This window comes from Hominenteromicrobium mulieris (assembly GCF_046197855.1).
Taxonomy (GTDB): Bacteria; Bacillota; Clostridia; order Oscillospirales; family Acutalibacteraceae; genus Hominenteromicrobium; species Hominenteromicrobium mulieris.
The window spans coordinates 358,761-378,541 of sequence record NZ_CP173188.1 but is presented as its reverse complement, the minus strand read 5'-3'; the positions used below and the strand labels follow the sequence as shown (position 1 = coordinate 378,541).

The 19,781-nt window shown below is 54.9% G+C and carries 19 protein-coding genes; 16 read left to right on the top strand and 3 right to left on the bottom strand.

Annotation, left to right across the window (positions count from 1 at the left end; genetic code table 11):
• Window positions 1-147 precede the first annotated feature (147 nt).
• Window positions 148-900 (bottom strand): hypothetical protein, encoded by a 753-nt coding sequence (locus ACI0CA_RS01870; RefSeq protein ID WP_446806588.1) that lies wholly within the window; start codon window positions 898-900, stop codon window positions 148-150.
• Between the two features lie 203 nt (window positions 901-1,103).
• Here ACI0CA_RS01870 and ACI0CA_RS01865 point away from each other — a divergent pair, with 203 nt between their 5' ends.
• The 6 genes from ACI0CA_RS01865 to ACI0CA_RS01840 all read left to right on the top strand — a co-directional run bounded on the left by ACI0CA_RS01865 (window position 1,104) and on the right by ACI0CA_RS01840 (window position 6,265).
• Entirely contained in the window at window positions 1,104-1,730 is a 627-nt protein-coding gene (locus ACI0CA_RS01865) for a DUF4358 domain-containing protein (protein ID WP_316688049.1), read from the top strand.
• A 125-nt stretch (window positions 1,731-1,855) separates the two neighbouring features.
• Window positions 1,856-2,539 (top strand): HAD family hydrolase, encoded by a 684-nt coding sequence (locus ACI0CA_RS01860; RefSeq protein WP_418565964.1) that lies wholly within the window; start codon window positions 1,856-1,858, stop codon window positions 2,537-2,539.
• Between the two features lie 123 nt (window positions 2,540-2,662).
• Window positions 2,663-4,063 carry an MATE family efflux transporter gene (locus ACI0CA_RS01855; RefSeq protein WP_446806589.1) on the top strand — a complete coding sequence of 467 codons (1,401 nt, stop codon included), beginning with the start codon at window positions 2,663-2,665 and terminating at the stop codon, window positions 4,061-4,063.
• Between the two features lie 23 nt (window positions 4,064-4,086).
• A complete protein-coding gene (locus tag ACI0CA_RS01850; protein ID WP_176819832.1) occupies window positions 4,087-4,290 on the top strand; it encodes a DUF896 domain-containing protein in 204 nt (67 codons plus the stop codon).
• 18 nt (window positions 4,291-4,308) lie between these two features.
• A complete protein-coding gene (locus tag ACI0CA_RS01845; RefSeq protein WP_417112152.1) occupies window positions 4,309-5,046 on the top strand; it encodes a PHP domain-containing protein in 738 nt (245 codons plus the stop codon).
• Window positions 5,047-5,059: 13 nt separating this feature from the next.
• On the top strand, window positions 5,060-6,265 hold the full coding sequence (locus ACI0CA_RS01840; protein ID WP_446806590.1) for an L-serine ammonia-lyase, iron-sulfur-dependent, subunit alpha: 1,206 nt from the start codon (window positions 5,060-5,062) through the stop codon (window positions 6,263-6,265).
• Between the two features lie 318 nt (window positions 6,266-6,583).
• Here the strand turns inward: ACI0CA_RS01840 and ftsH are convergent, their stop codons facing one another.
• Window positions 6,584-8,395 carry an ATP-dependent zinc metalloprotease FtsH gene (gene ftsH, locus ACI0CA_RS01835; RefSeq protein WP_176819838.1) on the bottom strand — a complete coding sequence of 604 codons (1,812 nt, stop codon included), beginning with the start codon at window positions 8,393-8,395 and terminating at the stop codon, window positions 6,584-6,586.
• 325 nt (window positions 8,396-8,720) lie between these two features.
• On the opposite strand from ftsH, the gene ACI0CA_RS01830 reads away from it, so the two are divergent.
• Entirely contained in the window at window positions 8,721-9,302 is a 582-nt protein-coding gene (locus ACI0CA_RS01830) for a GNAT family N-acetyltransferase (protein ID WP_446806591.1), read from the top strand.
• Window positions 9,303-9,320: 18 nt separating this feature from the next.
• Here the strand turns inward: ACI0CA_RS01830 and ACI0CA_RS01825 are convergent, their stop codons facing one another.
• Window positions 9,321-10,178 carry a hypothetical protein gene (locus tag ACI0CA_RS01825; protein ID WP_446806592.1) on the bottom strand — a complete coding sequence of 286 codons (858 nt, stop codon included), beginning with the start codon at window positions 10,176-10,178 and terminating at the stop codon, window positions 9,321-9,323.
• 165 nt (window positions 10,179-10,343) lie between these two features.
• On the opposite strand from ACI0CA_RS01825, the gene ACI0CA_RS01820 reads away from it, so the two are divergent.
• The 9 genes from ACI0CA_RS01820 to ACI0CA_RS01780 all read left to right on the top strand — a co-directional run bounded on the left by ACI0CA_RS01820 (window position 10,344) and on the right by ACI0CA_RS01780 (window position 19,712).
• Complete coding sequence (locus ACI0CA_RS01820) at window positions 10,344-11,291, top strand: transcriptional regulator (protein ID WP_446806593.1); 948 nt, start codon at window positions 10,344-10,346, stop codon at window positions 11,289-11,291.
• Between the two features lie 258 nt (window positions 11,292-11,549).
• Window positions 11,550-12,569, top strand: a complete 1,020-nt coding sequence (locus ACI0CA_RS01815) for a hypothetical protein (RefSeq protein WP_446806594.1) — start codon at window positions 11,550-11,552, stop codon at window positions 12,567-12,569.
• A 124-nt stretch (window positions 12,570-12,693) separates the two neighbouring features.
• Window positions 12,694-13,818: a hypothetical protein gene (locus ACI0CA_RS01810; RefSeq protein ID WP_446806595.1), complete on the top strand. Its 1,125-nt coding sequence runs from the start codon at window positions 12,694-12,696 to the stop codon at window positions 13,816-13,818.
• Window positions 13,790-14,338, top strand: coding sequence for a hypothetical protein (locus ACI0CA_RS01805; protein WP_446807025.1), 549 nt, complete (start codon window positions 13,790-13,792; stop codon window positions 14,336-14,338). The genes ACI0CA_RS01810 and ACI0CA_RS01805 overlap by 29 nt, the downstream gene beginning before the upstream one ends.
• Before the next feature lie 23 nt (window positions 14,339-14,361).
• On the top strand, window positions 14,362-17,433 hold the full coding sequence (locus ACI0CA_RS01800; protein WP_446806597.1) for an FtsK/SpoIIIE domain-containing protein: 3,072 nt from the start codon (window positions 14,362-14,364) through the stop codon (window positions 17,431-17,433).
• 200 nt (window positions 17,434-17,633) lie between these two features.
• Window positions 17,634-17,864: a hypothetical protein gene (locus tag ACI0CA_RS01795; RefSeq protein WP_308449237.1), complete on the top strand. Its 231-nt coding sequence runs from the start codon at window positions 17,634-17,636 to the stop codon at window positions 17,862-17,864.
• Window positions 17,861-18,307 carry a sigma factor-like helix-turn-helix DNA-binding protein gene (locus tag ACI0CA_RS01790; protein ID WP_176819847.1) on the top strand — a complete coding sequence of 149 codons (447 nt, stop codon included), beginning with the start codon at window positions 17,861-17,863 and terminating at the stop codon, window positions 18,305-18,307. The genes ACI0CA_RS01795 and ACI0CA_RS01790 overlap by 4 nt, the downstream gene beginning before the upstream one ends.
• A gap of 138 nt (window positions 18,308-18,445) precedes the next feature.
• Window positions 18,446-18,895, top strand: coding sequence for a holin family protein (locus ACI0CA_RS01785; protein ID WP_446806974.1), 450 nt, complete (start codon window positions 18,446-18,448; stop codon window positions 18,893-18,895).
• A 106-nt stretch (window positions 18,896-19,001) separates the two neighbouring features.
• The gene (locus ACI0CA_RS01780) at window positions 19,002-19,712 is read left to right on the top strand and encodes an N-acetylmuramoyl-L-alanine amidase (RefSeq protein ID WP_417108356.1); all 711 of its coding nucleotides are present in this window, start codon (window positions 19,002-19,004) and stop codon (window positions 19,710-19,712) included.
• The last annotated feature ends 69 nt before the right edge of the window (window positions 19,713-19,781 follow it).

Here is a 19,781-nt window from a genome sequence, read left to right as displayed (position 1 = left end):
TCTAACGGTAATGCTTCATAAATCTCCATTTTTGCTGTGGTGTGTCCCGACAAAGCCGGGACACACCCACTTATTCGACTTTACTCTATTATTGTACGTTTTTCTGAAACCCGGGTCAAGAACTTCCGGGTGAATTTCAGAGTTTTTTCAGGAATTCTCCGGCGCCGGAGTCGGCGTTACCTGCACGGGATCTTTTCCGTCCTGCACAAGGTAATATTCCACCGTCTCTTCACCCGCTATGCGCAGCACGTTGTACTTTACATCCAGCAAAAATTCCGGTGCCGCGCCGAAGGATTGTAATGACGCCTCCGCGTCAAAGCGCGTCATTAGAAGCTGCCGGTCGGAGGGCTCGCCCGCCGTGCCGCGCAGACCGAGCACAACGCCCGCGAAAATCAGGATTACAGAAAGCAGCCACGCGCCGAGCGGGGCCATCCAGTTTGCACCCGTAAGCTTGCCCAGTACACTCACGCGTCTCTTTAAAAGGCTGCGCGTCAGTGTAAAATGCAGCACCGGCACCACAATCATCAAAAGCGAAAAAAGCCAATTCTGCCCGATGATCTGCACAAGCCCGGCTAAAAATTCCAGCCCTTTTATACCGGCCTTCAGTCCCATGCAGACGCCAAACATCTGCCGGTATAAAAACTGCACGAACGTAAAGCCCCAAAGGCCCACCGTCCACACGGTTAAAAGCAGAAAGTTCAGCCCTTTTAACGGCGTCGTGCGCGAAAGCGCCAGCGCGATGCCGCCAAGTCCCAGCGCCATCCATACCTTCACGGGCGTTATGGGCATATGCACAAAATATGCAAGAATAAATTCACTGTATAAAACCGATAAAAACGGAAGCAGCGATGCCAAAACCGAGACGCTTTTCTCCCGTTCCGCAGCCTGATGCCGCGCCATACTTCCCACCTCCAAATGCGAAACGTGCTGTTTTCAGCCGCTTTGTTCACAGTATACTATAAAAGCTTGAACTTTTCAATCATTTCCGGCAAACCGAAGAAAACGCATCGTTTTCGGCGTTTATTCCGCAAAAAGGCGGGCATTCTATGGGTAACGCGGCATACCGCCGCGCACGCTATTTTTGTAGAAAGGATCGATCCGATATGAAAAGAATTTTTCCCGCTCTGCTTGCTTTGCTCTTGGTGCTTTCATTCACGGGCTGCGCAAGCCGAACGACCGAAAGCTCGTCCTCCTCATCTGCCGCAAGTGAAAAGCCCGCGCAGTCTGCGTCGCCTTCCCCGGATGTGAGTGAATCCCCGAACGACACCTCCGTTATGCCGGAGACCGCGCTCGGCCTTTCCGCCTTCCGCGATGCCCTGCGTGAAGCCTATGGCGACAAATATTATCCCGATACGAAACTGACCGAAGATGAAATTCGCTCAGAGCTCGGCATGGACGACTCGCTTTACGAAGAGGTATACGCTGAAAACACCGCGCAGAAGGCCCACCCGGATACGTTCATCGCCGTAAAAGTCAAAGAAGGCAAAACGGACGAAGTCAAAGAGAAGCTCGCGGCTTATAAGCAGCGCCTGCTTGCAGATGAAGATTTCACCGCAAGCAAAGACAAAATAGAGGCCGCCGAAATTTACGCCGACGGCGATTACGTATTCTTCCTTCTGCTCGGCGAGCCGGAAACGAGCGGTGAAAGCAGTGAGGGCATGGCAGAGGCCTTCGGTAAAGAAGTACAACACGGCATAGACGCCATTAAAAAGGTCATTGGCATGGAGTAATTTTGTGTCGAAAAGCTCCGTAAAACGCCCCTTATATCCTTGAAATACCTCCGCCTGCGTGGTATACTTCTAATGTGTATGCACGCGGGCGGGCTTTTTTGTCCGCCTTTTTGAAAGGAGCTTTCATGTTCAAAGATTCCGAAAAGATCCGCGCCGCCATTTTTGATGTGGACGGTACGCTTTTAAACAGCACACCCATGTGGAATAAACTCACGTTCGCGTTCGCCGAAAAAATGGGCATCGCAGCACCCGACGATCTGTTCCGCACCCTAAACAGCCTCTCACTTGAGCAATGCGCCAAGTATTACCACGACGTACTCCATGTTGAGGGCACCGTTGAGGAAATTCATGAGGGCATCATCGCACTCGCCCGCGAGGGCTACGCCAAAGAAGTGCCCGAGATCACCGGCGCGGCGGCGTTTTTAAAAGCGCTCTCAGAGCGCCACATTCCCGCAGCCGTCGCAACCGCCTCGGACATTGCGTCCTTAAGGCCCGCGTTCGATCGCCTTGATATATCGCCGTACATTTCCGTCATCGAAAGCTGCACCACCATCGGCAAAAGCAAGGAGCACCCGGATATTTATTTAAAGTGCGCGGCCGATTTAAAGGCCGCCCCGCATGAGACCGTTGTGTTTGAAGACGCGCTCTACGCCGCCAAAACGGCAAAAGCCGCCGGCTTTTCGGTCATCGGCGTGTTGAGCGAAGCTGTGGAAGAAAGCGACCGCATAGCGCTTCAAAAGCTCTGCGACCGCTGCATCACAGACTACACAGCGCTTTTGGGCGAGCTTTTGCCGCCCGAAGACCGATAAAAACCGTCAAACGGACGGTTCTCTTTTGGGAACAGAACAGGCGCACGCAGCCGTGTCACGCGAAGCTCTGTTTTGATGATATAAATTTTTAAAAATCAAGCTTTAGGATATTTTGGAGGAGTTATGTTCAAAAAATACAAAGAAAAATTCATCGGCGACCGGGAGTTTTACGCAAACCTCATCCGCCTCATCATCCCGATGATCGTGCAGCAGGGCATCACAAGCTTTGTCAGCCTGCTCGATAACGTCATGGTCGGCCGCCTCGGCACCGAATCCATGAGCGGTGTCGCCATCGTCAATCAGCTTTTGTTCGTCTTTAACCTCACCATCTTCGGCGGCCTTGCGGGCGCGTCCATTTTCGGCGCGCAGTTCTACGGCAAGGGCGACCACAAGGGCGTGCGCTATGCGCTGCGCTTCAAGCTCATTTTCAGCGTTTTAATGGCCGTCATCGCCATCGTCGCGCTTCTGTTCTTCAATAACCCGCTCATTTCGCTGTTCCTCACGGAAAGCGAATCCGGCGGCGACCTCGTCTTAACGCTTTCCGAAGCGAAGAACTACCTGTTCGTCATGCTGATCGGTCTCATACCGTTCAGCTTCTCGCAAAGCTATTCCAGCACTCTGCGTGAAACCGGCGAGACCGTATCCCCGATGACCGCCAGCATCATCGCCATCGTCACAAACTTTGTCTTAAACTACATTCTCATTTTCGGCAGCTTTGGCGCACCACGCCTCGGCGTCGTCGGCGCAGCCATCGCCACCGTTATCGCAAGATATATCGAAGCAATCTATCTCATCCTACATACCCACCGCCGCGAAAAAACATTTATTTTTGCACAGGGCTTATATAAAAGCCTGTATTTGCCCGGTGCCGTCGTGAAAAAGATCCTCCTCACCGGCACGCCGCTCATGCTTAACGAGCTCTTCTGGAGTGTCGGCACCACGATGATCAGCCAAAGCTACTCCACGCGCGGTCTGACCGTCGTCGCCGCCACGAACATTGCCGGCACAGTATGGAACCTCTTCTGCGTCATCATGTTCGCCATGGGCAACGCCGTTTCCATTATCATCGGCCAGCAGCTCGGCGCGGGTGAGATTGAAGAAGCAAAGCGCACGGATAATAAGCTTCTGTTCTTTACTGTCGTGCTGCACATCGGCGTTGGCGCGCTCATCGCCATCACCGCGCCGTTTATCCCGCTCATTTACAACACCACGCCGGAGGTACAGCGCCTCACAACCGAGCTTCTGCTCGTCGCCGGCGCGGCACTGCCCATTCAGGCATTTGCGCATGTCACGTACTTCACCATTCGCTCCGGCGGCAAAACGTTCATCACGTTTCTGTTTGACTGCGTATTTACTTGGCTCATCCCACTGCCCATCGCGTTTTTCTGCAGCCGCTACACAGCGCTGTCCATCATCGGCATCTATGCGCTCGTGCAGTTTGCAGATATCATCAAGGTCATCATCGGCTCCATCCTGCTGCGCTCGGGCATTTGGGCGAACAACGTGGTTTCCGACGTGGATTGATCTTAAACAAAGGAGACTTTACTATGGAACAAAGCAAGATAGACCGCATCAACGCCCTCGCAAAGAAAGCAAAAACCGAGGGCCTCACCGAAGCGGAGACCGCAGAGCGCAAAGCCCTGCGCGAAGAATATATCGCAGCCTACCGCAAAAACCTGCGTACACAGCTCGATAACATGGTCATCGTAGAGCCGAACGGCGAGCGCCGTAAATTAAAGCCGAAAAAATAAGCGAAAGAAGGCATCCTTATGCTGTATAAATACGAGATGCACGTGCACGACAGCCTGTGCAGCCACTGCGGACACAACCCGCCGGAGGTCATTGCCAAGGTCTATTATGACCGCGGCTACGCCGGCATGTGCTTTACAAATCACTTTTTGCAGGGCAGCACCGCCATTGATAAAACCCTGCCGTGGGAGGATAAGGTCCGCGCCTACTGGAACGCCTATCTGCGCGTAAAGGATTGGGCAAAGGATAAGGATTTTGACATTCTGTTCGGCCTTGAGCACCACTACGGCTCCGGCAAAGAGGTGCTCACCTACGGCATCGATCTTGATTTTCTGCTCGCACACCCGAATATCGACGTCGCGCCCATCAAAGACTATTGTGACGCCGTGCACGAAGCGGGCGGATTCATCTCGCAGGCGCATCCGTTCCGCCGTGCGCCGTACATCGACCCCAACGTACTCCCGCAGCCGGAGCTATTGGACGCCGCCGAAATTTACAACGCCGGCAACTCCGATGAAGACAACAGCCGCGGCTATGATTTTGCAAAAAGGAACCACCTCTACGGCACCAGCGGCGGCGATACGCACGAACAGCACGAATCAAACATCGGCAAAGCCGGCATGGCGTTCCCGTACCGCATCAAAACTGAAAAAGAGCTTGCAAACGCGCTGTTCCGCCACGACGGCCGCTGCATCATCAACGGTGTCATTCAGCCCGCCGAGCCTCCCAAGCCCTCTTTTTATCATTTCGCTTTCTGAAAGGAACCCCCACATGGAATCACTCAAGGAACTTTACCGCATCGGCACAGGTCCCTCCAGCTCCCACACCATGGGGCCGGAGCGCGCCGCGCGCCGCTTTAAAGAAAAATACCCGCAGGCAGACCGTTTTCTCGTCACTCTGTACGGTTCGCTCGCCAAAACGGGCAAAGGCCACTTGACGGACGACATCCTCGTCAAGACCTTTGCACCGCTGCCGGTGGAAATTCGGTTCGACCTTTCGGATAAGCCTCTCCCCCACCCGAATACGCTGGAGCTCACCGCCATTGAAAACGACAAAGAGATCGGCTTTGAGCGCGTCATGAGCGTCGGCGGCGGTAAAATTCTCTCGGAGGGCGAAACGGAAGACGCCCCCGCAGACGTTTACCCGCTTTCCACATTCGCCGACATCAAAGCTTACTGCGCCTCGCGTCACATGCGCCTTTGGCAGTATGCGGAAGAGTGCGAGGGCACGGAGATTTGGGACTATTTAAAGGAAGTCTGGCGCTGTATGCGCGAAGCCGTCACCCGCGGTTTAGAGACCGAAGGCACCTTAAAAGGCGGTTTAGACGTGCAGCGCAAAGCGAAAATGCTCTACCGTCAAAATCACATCGATGAAAGCGCCGAAACGCGCGAAAACCGCCTTGTGTGCGCCTATGCCTACGCCGTCAGCGAAGAAAACGCGGCGGGCGGCATCATCGTCACCGCGCCCACGTGCGGTTCCTGCGGCGTGCTGCCGAGCGTTCTTTTGTATATACAGGAACGCCGCGGCTTTACGGATACCGAGATTCTCCACGCGCTCGCGGCGGGCGGCATCATCGGCAATCTTATCAAGACGAACGCCTCCATCAGCGGCGCGGAGTGCGGCTGTCAGGCGGAGATCGGCAGCGCATGTTCCATGGCGGCGGCAGCCCTCGCGGAGCTGCACGGCATGGAGTTAGACCAGATTGAATACGCTGCCGAGGTCGCTATGGAGCACCACCTCGGCCTTACGTGCGACCCCGTGCGCGGACTCGTGCAGATTCCGTGCATCGAACGCAACGCCGTCGCCGCCATGCGCGCCATCAACGCGCTGAGCCTTGCGAATTTCCTCACCTATACAAGAAAAATCTCGTTCGACGTCGTTGTCAACACCATGTACGAGACCGGCAGAGATTTGTTCTCCAAATACAGGGAAACCGGCGAAGGCGGGCTTGCGAAGTATTATACGGGCAAGAAATAGCACAAAGCTTACGTGAAAGCGTGTCTAAAAGTTTTTGATCCAACTTTTTTCAAAAAGTTGGTCAGGTTCCAAGGGTGAAGCCCTTGGTCGCTTTCCGCAGAAAGCGAAACCCTTTTGCTTACCCAAAATCAGGACTGGGAGAAACCAATGCTTCGCATTGCTATTAAGCAGTCCGGTGGACTGTCTACTCGTGGGAGACCCAATTAGGGGGTCTCCCGAAGAGCTTTCAAAAAGCAAGCTCTTAAAAAGAACACATATCAAAAAGTAAAGCGCACAGCCTCGAAAAGAAGCTGTGCGCTTTCGTTTTATATAAATTCTTTACTGATTCAAGATCTCCATAAACTCTTCGCCGGTGATGGTCTCTTTCTCATACAGGAACTTTGCAAGCTCGTCGAGCTTCGGGCGGTTCTCCTGCAAAATCCGCACCGCCTTCGCGTGCTGCTTCTTCACAAGGTCAACCACCTGTCTGTCGATCTCTGCCTGCGTTTCGGCGCTGCACGCCAGTGAAGCATCGCCGCCGAGGTACTGGTTCGTCACCGTCTCCAGCGCGACCATATCAAAGTTGTCGCTCATGCCGTAGCGCGTGATCATTGCGCGGGCAAGCTTTGTCGCCTGCTCAATGTCGTTCGATGCACCCGTTGTAACGGAATGGAACACGACTTCCTCCGCGGCTCTGCCGCCCGTGAACGTTGCAATCTTGTTTTCAATCTCCTCGCGGCTCATCAGGTAATGGTCGCCGTCCTCCACCTGCATGGTGTAGCCCAGCGCGCCGGACGTGCGCGGAATAATCGTAATCTTCTGCACCGGCGCGGAGTTCGTCTGCTTCGCCGCCACCAGCGCGTGACCGATTTCGTGGTACGAAACGATAAGCTTTTCGCGCGTTGTGAGAATAGAGTTTTTCTTTTGATAGCCTGCAATAACAACCTCGATGCTCTCCTCAAGGTCGGCCTGCGTTGCAGAAGCACGGCCGTCACGCACAGCGCGCAGCGCAGCTTCATTCACAATGTTCGCAAGCTCTGCGCCGGAAGCGCCGGAAGCCATGCGCGCGATCTTCGCAAGGTCAACGTCGGGTGCAACCTTAATCTTCTTCGCGTGTACACGCAAAATCGCCTCACGGCCCGCAAGGTCGGGCAGCTCCACCGGCACGCGGCGGTCAAAACGACCCGGACGCGTCAAGGCGGGGTCAAGCGACTCCGGGCGGTTCGTCGCGGCAAGGATAATAACGCCGTTGTTGCCCTCAAAGCCGTCCATTTCGGTCAAAAGCTGATTTAAGGTCTGCTCGCGCTCATCATTCGTGCTCAGCTGATTATCGCGCTTTTTACCGATGGCGTCGATTTCATCGATGAACACGATGCAAGGCGCTTTTTCCTTTGCCTGCCTAAAGAGGTCACGTACTTTCGATGCGCCCATGCCAACGAACATCTCGACAAATTCCGAGCCGGACATGGAGAAAAACGGCACGTTCGCTTCGCCGGCGACCGCCTTAGCCAGCATTGTTTTGCCGGTTCCCGGAGGGCCCACAAGCAAAATGCCCTTCGGCATGGAAGCGCCAATCTCTTTATATTTATTCGGGTTATGCAGGTAATCGACAACTTCGGAAAGGTTCTCCTTCGCTTCGTCCTCGCCCGCAACGTCCGCAAACTTAATGCCGTCCGAAGACTGCACATACACCTTTGCACTGCTCTTGCCCATGTCGAACTTCATGGCGTTCGGGCCGCCCATTTTCTTCATGAGCTGCCGCGACAAAAGCTGTCCCAGCACCACAAAGAGCACAACCGGCAGCACCCAGCTCACGATAAAGCTCATCAGCGGGGACATCTGCTCCACAATCTCGCCGGAAAACTCCGCGCCGGAATCGTAAAGGCGCTGTACAAGGCCGTCGTCATTCAAAAGGCCGGTTTTATAAATTTTGCTCTTGTCCTTATTCGTGAACAAAATCTGGTTGTCTTCAATCTCCACCTGACCGATTTCTTTGTTCTCCGTCATCTTGATGAACGTGCCATAGTCCACTTCCTCCACCTGGTGCTGTGTAATCAGTGGCATCACCAGCATGTTTAAAAGCAGCAAAACGACCATCGCAATGCCGTAATAAAAAATAAGCGGCTTTTTCGGCGTTTTCACTTCGTTCATGTTCTCTCTCCTCTCGCGCGCGATTAAAATAGACGCGATGTTATTTTAGCCTATTCTATGCGTTTTTTGGCGGAAAGTCAATTCCAAAATTTCCAACTTTTCGTGAACAAATCATGAAAGCACGCGGATATTCTCCTGCACCGTTCCCGCGGGCAGCGCTCCTCTCCGGTCATAATAAGTCGCTTCTCGGCAAGGCCGGCAAAAACTCCCGAGAAAACACCGTCCTTGCCACAAAACAGCACCGCCGGGTTGACACTTCACCCCGGCGGTGCTATGCTTTTTCCAAATTTACGATTTGTATTTGAGCTTTTAGGGGGGTATTTTCATGAGCACTGTTTTGATTCGTGACGCCAAGCTTTCCGACGCACCGCGCCTGCTGGAAATTTACAGCTATTACGTAAAAAGCACCGCCATCACCTTTGAGTACAACGTGCCGTCGCTCGAAGAGTTCCGACACCGCATGAAAAGCATCACGCTGCGCTACCCGTACATCGTCCTCGAAGCGGACGGCAAGGTCATGGGCTACGCCTACGCGGGATCATTCATCGGCCGCGCCGCCTACGATTGGTCATGCGAAATGACCGTTTACCTTGACCGCACCGCCAAAAAACGGGGCTTCGGCAGAAAGATCTACGAAGCCATGGAGCAGCGCCTCAAAGATATGGGCATTTTAAACCTTTACGCCTGTATCGGCTATATCGACAAGGAGGACGAGTACCTAAACCACAACAGTGCCGATTTTCACACCCACCTCGGCTACAAAACGGTCGGTACGTTCAAAAAATGCGGCTATAAATTCGGCCGCTGGTACGACATGATCTGGATGGAAAAGTGCATCGGCACGCACACCGATACCCCTGCCCCCGTCCGCTTTTTGACCGATGCACCCGACCCAAACGCGCATTGATTTTATACACCCCATACCTTACCGCATGGCAAGCAGCGCTGCAGACTTCTTCAATCTTGTTTTCGCGCGGTTTGCGCAGGCGGAAAGCTCCGCGGCGGCGCGGCAATCGTCCATTTTTAAAATGCGTTCCAAGCGTAAGAGGGCCTTTTCGTCCCACTCTGCCTTGTTCTGCGCCGCAGCGCCCAGCAGCGCCATCGCATCCAGATAAACCTTTTCGGGCGTGCGCAGGCGGCGCAGCGTCTTTAAAAGCGTTTTGCAGTCCATCTGGCCCTCGTTCTGCTTGTGCGCAAAGGCGAAAAGCTCGTCCGGGCGGTCGTGCAGCGTCTCGTACACAGCCTGCACCATGTCGGCGCTCGTCATCTCGCCCAGCACCTCGCGCTCCGTGTTTTCTTCGCCCGCAAGACTCGCGCCAAGCGCCATGCTGCCGTCTTCGCCCTCAAGCTCACGGTCTAAGCTGTCCGGCACAGCTTTTTTAAAGCGATCGCCGAGGATATTATTCATCACATACGCGAACAGCGTCGGGATAAAATGCGCCTCCCCCTTTTTGAAAAATAAATCAAGGCGCACTGCGCCCTTGTTTTCGCCCTTTGTAATGGGGCTCATCAGACCGATGAACGTCTCGTGCGTGTATTCGGTCTGCGCCGTCTCTGCTTCGCCGCCGCAAAAAGCGCACAGTGCGCGCAGCTTTACGCCCGCCGCAGCACTGCCCAAAACGTCCTTTAAAAGAAACGCATACAGGGTTTCCTGAAAGCGTGCGGAAAGGGCCGCGTCCGCCCACAACACAGCAACGCTGTTTTTTCCGCTTTCGTACACTTCCTTTAAAACCGCGCGGAACGCTGTTTCCTCCGCGCTCTTTTCAAATACCTTCGCTGCCATATCCGTTCCTCCTTAAAGCGTTTTTCTTGTGCTTTAAGGATAAAAAACGGTTCTCGGTACTATCCCGAAACGGTCTCGATTTTTTCTCGATTTTCGCCGAACAGCGTTGAAGAACCGCACATTCAATGCTATAATCGGGTTATCCATAAAAAAGGAGGAAACGCGGTGGACGAGCTTTATAAAATCCAAAACGTCACGTATAACGCCACGGGCGGTACTTTAAAAAACGATAAAGCGGTCATCGACCTCACCGCACAGCAAAACCGCCTGCTGCGCTACCTTGTCTTAAACGCCGGGCAAACGCTCACAAAAGAGCAAATCACCGCGCATGTGTGGGGGTATGATGTCGATTCGGACGTCAGCAACCTCATTTACGATACCGTCTCCGCCGTGCGCCGCCTGCTGAAAAAAGCCGGGCTAAACGGCGCCGTCACCACCAAAACCGGCATCGGCTACGCGTTTACGGAAAGCGTCGAAAAAATCAAACCCACAGCCACCAAAACCGAAGAAACATGCGAAAGCCTGCCGCCCGTTTTTGCGGAAAGCGCCCCGAAGTTCACGCTCGATACGGTCTATCTGCTGCTTATGGGCGACAGTATGTATAAAAAAGCGTGGTTTTTGCAGTCCGTCGGCTATATTGAAAAGCTTCCGCCGCTCAGCTTGGAGCCCGGCTCAGCCGACACCGTCGCCGAGGACGCGTTTTACAGCTGGATTTTACCCAAAAGCATCTGGGCACGCATTTTGTGCACATACCCCGAAGAAAGCGGCCGCAGAGCGTTGTATGGCGGCGAAGGTACAAGCGAACTGCTCCTCGACTTAAAGCAGGATTTTCAAAACGACAGCGGCTGGCGCGGGCGTGAGCTTACACGAAACTGCAAAACGTATTTGGAGCGTATGCTGATTCCGAGCGTGATTGAGACCACACTCGGCGCCGTGCTGCAAAATTCGCCGCAGCTAAGCGAGCTTTACCACCTGTGGCAACGGTGCAGCGAGGAAAACAACGTTCATCGCGGCGTCGCACTCGTCATCCTCTGCGCCCTGCTCGGCGAGCGGAATTTCAAAATGCTTGCGGAAACCTGCGATGTCATTGAACTGCTGAACGAAAATTTTTGATCGCAATCTACCGACAACGGAACAACGAATAAAGTTTTGCTCAAGCTTTTTCAAAAGCTTGTCAGATTCCAAAGGTGAAGCCTTTGGTCGAGCTCCGCAGAGCTCGAAACCCTTTTGCCTACCCCAAGACTAGGAAGGTAGATTTGAACGTCCGGGGGACGTTCAAATCGTAGGAAACCCAGTCAATGGGTTTCCTAAACGGATCGCCAGAGCCGTTCAAAAACAAACTAACCCATATAAAAAGAGGTGCAAAGCCACATGGAAACCCCTGTTAAAACTATCGCCCCAAACACACTGCATATCTGCTCCGCCGCAGAAACGCTCGCTTTGCTCAGAAAGCACGGCGGGCACGGCAGCGCCGCGTTCATGCGCAGCCTTGCGGATGCCGTCTCGGATGAAAACAACCACATCACCGGCACTGTCGGCGATTTCAACAACCTCATCGACCGCTTTGAGGCGCTCGGCGATTATTTCGACGCTTTGCGCGTGTGTGATTTTGCACTTAAAATCTATCCCCGCAGCGCAACGTTGCTCGCCATCACGCTCAATACCTGCGCCCGCAGCGGCGCAGACGGCGAAACCTATCTTGCCGCAGCCGAAAGCCTCGGGCGCGAAAACTGGAACGAACCGCGGCTTTTCAAAGACGCCGCCGAGTATTGCCGCACCCGCGCCTTGTGCTGCCCGCCGGAGCAGACCGAAGCGTATTTTGAAAAAGCGCTCTCCGTCTGCCGTGATTTTCAGCGTATTTTCCCGCTTGATGAGCGTGGTTACATGAAAGAAGCCACCGTGCTGCTCGACAAAAACCGCACCGCAGATGCCGAAAACGTCCTCCGCCGCGTCATTTTTGAGAAAATCACCGCAAACGGCCGCCCGCAGCCCTTAAACGCCGCAAACTGCTGCAAGCTGTACCTTACGGAAATTCTGAAGAAAAGCCTTGAATACGACCTCATCCTGCGCATTGCACAAAAGGGACTTTCGTTCTCTGCCGCCGAGCAGAATTCCGAGCACATGGGCTACTTCAGCTACCGTCTGGCGCTCGCCAAAACAGCGCTCGTCATTGAAAGCGATTACCGCAATAAGGCCGATATTGAAGAAGCGCTCACGTGCTGCCAGCGCGCGTTCGACCTGGTGACGTTCCAAAGCTACGCGGATGATTTAAAGCGCTGCTACGTACAGCTATGCGAAAACCCGCAGAATCCCATCGACCTCAAAACGCACCGCCTTGTAAAGCACGTTTTAAACACCGCAGAGACCGCTTCCGCACCGACACAAAACTAAATTTAAACTTTAAAATGCCTTGTTCTGTGAAAAGAACAGGGCATTTTTCTTTTGTGCGCTCAAAATTTCGTCTGCGCCGTTCGTAGTAAAGGTGAAAACAAACGGATCTAAGGAGGTTTTTACTTTGCCTACACAAAACAGCACCCAAACCTACGAAATGCTCAAAACATATTTGGATGAGACCGCGGACAGCTTTGAAAAGCTCGACGAGGAACCCGGTTTTTTGTACCGCAAAACGGACGGCCGCACCTCGCTCGTTTTCTGCGCCCGCGTGGATAAAGAGCTCGGCTTTCTGCTTTTAAGCGCCTACCCCGGCATTTTAGTCCGCACGTCTTACGTGCCGATGGTCGCCGATTACTGCCAGCGCATCACGCCGGAGGTCGGCGTCGTGTGTGTAGAATCCAATTTGTGCGAGGTCTATTACCGCACGGAGGTCGCCTTTGAGCACGCGCCCGTCTCCCGCGCCACACTGGAACTTTTGGAGCGCACCGCGTTCGCCGCACTCACGCCGCATATCAGCGCTTTGCGTTCGCTCAGCGCGGGCGTACTGCCGGAGGCGCTCCCGGAGCCGCAGGAGATCCACATTTCGTCTCCCGCCCCGTCCCACGCGGAAGATTTTCTGCCCCTCATGGAGGAATATTTTCAAAAAACGCACTTTACCGTGCTTGCAAAACATGCGCCCGATGAAACCGGCGCGTGCTACCTCTACGAGTTTCTGGCCGCGCACCGCCGCTGGAAGCTGCACGTCACCTTAAATGATGAGAAGACCTTTTTTATCCTGCGCCTGTTCCCCGGCCGCAACGCCCTTGTTTTTGATCCACGCTACCTGCACGCCGCCGCGCAGATCTGCAACGCGGAAAACGATTCCGTAAAGTCCGGCGCACTCTTCGTCGGCCGCCGCCCGGAGGGTCTGTGCGCAAAAATGGCTCTTTCCGCACTGGAAGTTCCTACATCACTCGGAGAAACGCTGTATTCCGCCGTTTCCATCCTCGTTTCGCTTTTGTATAGCCGCGAAGCAGAGCTGCAAAAAGCCGCTGCGGGCGTGATTTTTCCGACAGGGCTCGATGTTGAGAAGCTAAAGCCCTCCGCGTCAGACCGCAAAAAACGGCTTGAAGACGCGCAGCGCTTTTTGGCCATGACCGCCCGCCCAAAGCCGCTTGACCCCGCGTCTGCCGCAGAAGAATTCGATGCCCTGTTCGGCGGCGACATCGCCGAGACCGATGACGACGACCCCGAACCGTTCCGATAAGGAGGCTCTTATGCCGGATTATTACATTGCCGAAGACGGCACCATCCACGACCGCGAAGCCGAGCACCGCAGCCGCACACAGCACACCGCAGCCCCCGCCGTTGCCGATACCACCGCCGAGGAGACCCCCGAAGTCAGCTTTGCGCGCCAATTCGTTTACTGGCTTTTCGCGCTTTCCGCTTCCGTCTTTGCTGCTGTTTGCGTGTTTCATGAGATGCAGACAGCGTTCACCTCGCCCGCGCACCTCGATTTTTTGGAGGACTACGTACAGCAGTTCGTGTTTGAGCACGCCAAAGCGCTCGTTATCATCATAACCGTATTCTGCATCTATCTTTACGGCAAAACGGGCGCGAAAAAACACCGCTATAACGTGCTTGCCTACCTCTACACCGTCTTCATCTGCTGCTTTGCGCCGCCCGCCGCCGTGTTCGTACTCATGGCCGCGCCCATCCTTATGGCGCTCGCGCTTGCCGTGCTCGTGCTCGGCATCGTCGGGCTCGTCAAAATGGCGTTCGGCTAAATTTTTCGAAAAGGAGTTTTCCCATGAATGCACCGTTTTCCGCCGTTTTCCGCACGTTAAACGGCACCGCCGCTTCGCTTTCCGCGCTGCATGAAACGCTCCGCCGCATGGAAGCGGAGACCCGCACCGCGCTGCGCCTGAACGACCAAAACAGAGAACGCCGCGTCTGCGCCGTACAGGACGCAACCGACGAGCTTTTAGAAGACTTCGCGCACGAGTACGATACACTTAAAGGCGATGCCGAAAGCCTGCTTTCCGCCGCCGAGATTGCGATGAACGACATTCTCGACCCGCACTTTCACCGCATGCAGCCGCAGTATTTTTCCGCCGCCATGCAAAAGCCGTACAACACCGCAAACGTGCGCGCGGAAGCACTCATTGCACGCATGCAAAAAGCGCTTTCCGCCATTCAAGCCGGCGCAAAGAAAATCAAAAACGCGTTTTTGCTGCCGGACGCCGCGGGGCTCATCGGCTCCGTTTCTCCGGATTTCCGCAAATCGCTCTACATGCCCATCCTCGACGCCTACGCGCACATGCGCCGCTGCGCGGAGGCCATAGAAAACGCGCCCGCGTTTACCGAAAAAACCGCCCGCGCCCACGCTGTCTGCACGCGCAAAACGCGGCAGATTGAAGCCGAATGTACCAATCTCCGCGCGGAGATTCTGCAAAAATTAAAGGCCGATACCGGAGCTGCAATTACCCGCACAAACGCTGTGCTCTGCACACCGCCAAGCGCTGCAATTTTCGCCGAAAACGCCGGACATGCCCCGCTTTTCCTCGGCACGCTGCGCCTTGCGCTCCCCTCCGGCAAAATGTTTACAGCGCCGCTTACCTGTACAAAGCTCGACCGCAGCGTGCTGTTTTTAACGGATAACACCGCCCCGCACGCGCTCTTTTGCAGTTTGGCGCTCGATCTGCTTAAAAGCGATCCTGCCGCCGTCGTGCACCTTGCAGATCCCGCCCACTGCGGCAATGCGTACAAAGACGTTTTCGCCGCGTTTACGCCGAGCCGCCGCGCGGAAATCTGGTGCAGCACGCAGGAATTTACCCGTGGCACAGAAGCCTTGTGTCACGCCGCCGCAGAAAATGCACCAAATGCCATGCACTACGTTTTCATCGAAAACATGGAGCAGAATATCCCGGAGCAGACGCTGGAAGACCTTATTCGGCTCATGCGCGCCAACACCTGCGTGCGCGTGCTCGTTTCCGTGCGCAAGGCAATCTCCCTGCCGCACGGTTTTCAACAGAAATTTCCCGCGCTCGTGCAAAACGCCGCGTGCTGCACCGCAAAAAACGGTGGAATTTACATCTCCGAAGACGTTTTCACCGTCCCGCCGGAGGATCTCCCCACCCGCCGCGCAGCAGCGCTTTCCGCCGTCACCGCGCAGATGAAAAAAGCCGCCGTGCTGCCCCTCAACGCCCGTCTGCCGCATGCCGAAAGCTGGCAGAAAAAGAGCAGCGAAGCGGGCATTTTCCTTCCCATCGGCCAGAGCGATGTCACCCGTCAGCCCGTCACGCTTGCGTTTACGGAAGAAAAGCCGTATGCGCTCGTCATCGGTGACGTAAACTCCGGTAAAAGCGCACTTCTGCACACCGTTGCCCTACAAATTTTCGCAAACTACACGCCGGACGAAGTAAAGCTCGCCATTGCCGATTTCAAAGAGGGCGCGGAGTTCGCGCTTTACGGCGCATCGCGCCTGCCCGCGGTCGAAGCCGTCGTTGAAAACGAGGACCCCGATTGCGCCGCGTCCTTTCTTCGGTACTACGTCTCGGAGCTGCACCGCCGCCAAAGCTGCTTTACGGCGCTCTCCGCCGATACCGGCCGCCTCATCCGCAAGTATGAGACCTACCGCGCCGTGCAGCGCGAAACGGGTGCGGTGTCCGAAATTCTGCCGCGCATTTTGCTTATGATTGACGAATACCAGTCGCTTTTTGAGGGCAACACAGAGACTGCCGCGCTTTTAAGCGAGCTTGTCCGCAAAGGGCGCACCTACGGCGTACATCTCATCATGGCGAGCCAGCGCGGCGTAAGCGAAAGCGCGCGCAACACGTTCACGGCCGAGCTGAAGGACCACTTTCCCACACGCCTTGTTTTCCGCTGCCCGCCTGCCGCCGCCCGCCGCCTTTTCAGCGACCGCGCGGTCGATACCGGGCGCGAAAACACCGGCATTGCGGCTGCCGTGCTGCTGAAAACCGGCCATGCGCTTTTAAACGACGAAGCGGGCCAAACCGAGCGCGCCACCGTCTCCGTGCAATGCTTTTACGCCGGGGATGACCTCATCGGGCGCATGTGCAGCCTGCTGCCACGCGTAAACGGCACGGGCGAAACCGCGTGGCTGCGGTATAACGCCGCCTCCCGTGCTGTACCGAGCGCGCTCCCGCACGGCGAAGTCACCTTCGGCGACTCCGTATGCCTGCATAAGGACCGCGCCGCTTCCGATGCGGATAGCTTAAAAGACGACGGCCTTGTCTCGTTTACACCGAACGGCACGCACATTCTGTGCACGGGCAGCGACCTGCGCGTGCCGGCCTCCGTGCTGTGCAGCGCCGCGCGGTTTGCGGAACAGGAAGGGCTTTCGCTGCATATTTTCTGCGTGGAAAGTCATCCGCTACTGCGGCTTTGCCCGGAAACCGCCACGGTTTATACCACGCTTGCCGCACAGAGAGAAGCGCTTTCCCGTCAGCTTCGGGAAGGTCAAAACCGCGCCGTCAACGTGTTTTTGGAGATGAGCGCGGAAAAAGAATTCACCCAGCCGCTCGGCACACTGCGCCCCTCCGCGGACGCGGCGCTTCTCAAAAACGCCGTCGCACACAGCCGCCTTTCCGTCGTGTTTGAGCGCCGGTGCAAAATCGTGCGCAGCGAGCTGCCCCAGCTTTTGGCGCTTGCGCCCATCCACATTACAGCCGTCGGCGACAGCGAAAATCTGCGTGCCGCCCTGCCCGATACCGCCCGCATTACAGCAACAGCCTTTGACGTCCCGCAAAAGAACAGCATCCACGCGTATTACTGTAATCGGGATACGGAAAAATGGGGGAAGGTCGTGCTGTTTCAGCCCTTTTCCCCTTGTCAAGGACATCTTTTCAAATCTCCTTGAGGTGTCGCAAAAAGCAGACACCTGCCCTTTAAAACCTCGTTTTCCGAAAAAATCTTTGAATGTTCGATTGACAAATTGCGAACGTTTGTTTATAATACGAGATAGCAAAGAAACAAATGTTCGTGAAGCGCTGATATGCCGCACAGAACCGTCTGTGCCATGCATCAACGCACAAGCGAAATTCGGATGGGGGTATTTTTATGATTCTGTTTCTCTTTAGTATTGCCGTTTCCTGCCTGTTGATCGCGCTTGCACAGGGTGCGGTTTTCTTGATCTCTCTTGTAACGAAATCTGCGCACCGCGCGAAAAGCACCTCCGTGCGCCGCAGTGTGCAGAATTTTACAGGGCTGCCGAACCGTGAAGAAGTGAAGAACATATATTCCCTTTCAGACCAGTTTGCAGACCGCCTGCGAGAGGTCGTGCAGTCTTGACCGATACAGAATTGAACGCCGTGAAGGCGTTTTTATCCGCCTACCGCTACACGGAGCTCGACCTCCGTGTACGCAGGGCTGAACTCACCCGGCTGACAGCGCGCAAAGAAGCGCTGATTTTGGAAGGAAATACCGATCTTCTTTTTCACTTAGAGCACGCGATATGCGCAGCAAAAGACGCCATACGCGTGCTTTGCACAAGGCAGGCAGAAATTGAAGCCGCCATAGACACGGTGGAAAGTGCCGCTTTGCGTGAGATTTTGACACAGCACTACATCTGTGCGCTCGACCTCAAGGAGATTGCAGAGCGCATGCACTACTCGGACCGCCACATGCGGCGTCTGCACCGAAAGGCGATTGAAAGCGTTTCGCTTTCCGCCGTTTCGCCCTTTAAAAAGCGGGGATCCTCCCCGCGCACACTTCCCCTTGTCAAAAGAATTTGAGACTGCCGCGGCAAAGTCGTGGGGTCTCTTTTCTTTTCCTGAATTTCGGCATCTGCTCCGCACGGCAGACGCCGCCCGTTTTGCCGTGCCGCACCGCGGTGAAAACGGAGACTTTGAAAAGGAGTTAATTTGGAATTTATGAAACCGACTATGTTAAAAACCGCTTTTACCGTGGTGTTGGCAGGGCTTTCCTCGTACTTTGGTATGCTGACGCAGCCGCTTTTGGTGTTGCTTTTTGCCATGGTACTCGATTACCTCACCGGCATGACAAAAGCCTATATTTTCTCACAGCTCAGCTCGCGCATCGGCGTGAAGGGTATTCTCAAAAAGCTTTGCTATATGGCCATGGTCGCCGTAGGCGCGGCGGTGGATTACCTGCTGCACAGCGCACTGAAGCAGGCAGGCATCGACCTGCACATCGAGCTTTTCTGCGGCCTGCTCGTCACCGTTTGGCTCATCATCAACGAGCTCATCTCGGTGCTGGAAAACTTAGCCGCCATCGGTGTGCCGGGCTTTCCTCGCCTCAATCGATTACTTTCTCGCCTGAAAAGCACCGTGAACGAAAAGGAAGACGAACATGACACATGAAATGAGATTGAAAAACTGCAATGCCTATAATGTCGAGGCCCCTTTGAGCCTTGGCACAAAGGGCAGCAAGGTCAAAATCCGGGGCGTAAAAGCATAAGGAGGAGCTATGGTACCGATCAAAGAAAATCTTGTGCCAAAGGACAAATATGCCATTAAATGCCCGTACACCCGCACACCGACGCGCGTTGTCATCCACAACACGGCAAACGATGCGCCCGCCGCAAATGAGATCTCCTACATGCGGTATAACGACCTTGAGATCTCGTTTCACTACGCGGTGGACGATGTAAACATTGTGCAGGGCATCCCGGAAAACCGCAACGCGTGGGCAAGCGGCGACGGGCACGGCAAGGGCAACATGGAGGGCATCCATATTGAAATTTGTTATTCCAAATCGGGCGGTAAAAAGTTTGATAAGGCCGAGCAGAACGCAGCCGAGTTCACCGCAAGCTTGCTCAAAAAGTACGGCTGGGGCATCGATAAGGTGACAAAGCACCGGGACTATGACGGCAAGTACTGCCCGCACAGGACGCTCGACCGCGGCTGGCAGCGCTTTTTGAGCATGGTGAAACGCTATATGGAGCCGGCAAAAGCGCCCGCCGCGAGCAAGTTTACCCCCTATCTCATCCGTAAAAATTGCCGCGATGCGCTCAACATCCGCAAGGGTCCGAGCACGAACTACGGCATTTTAGGGCAGATCAAAGATACGCTGCGCTACACAATCGTTGAAGAACGCAGAGGCCCCGGCTCCCATAACGGCTGGGGCAAACTAAAGGCTGGCGGCTGGATTGCACTCGACTGGGTGAAGAAGGCTTAAACTCATTGCAGCGCACAAATTATACATTTTAAATGTGACGTTATGCGCTGCAATGGCAGATTTACTCGA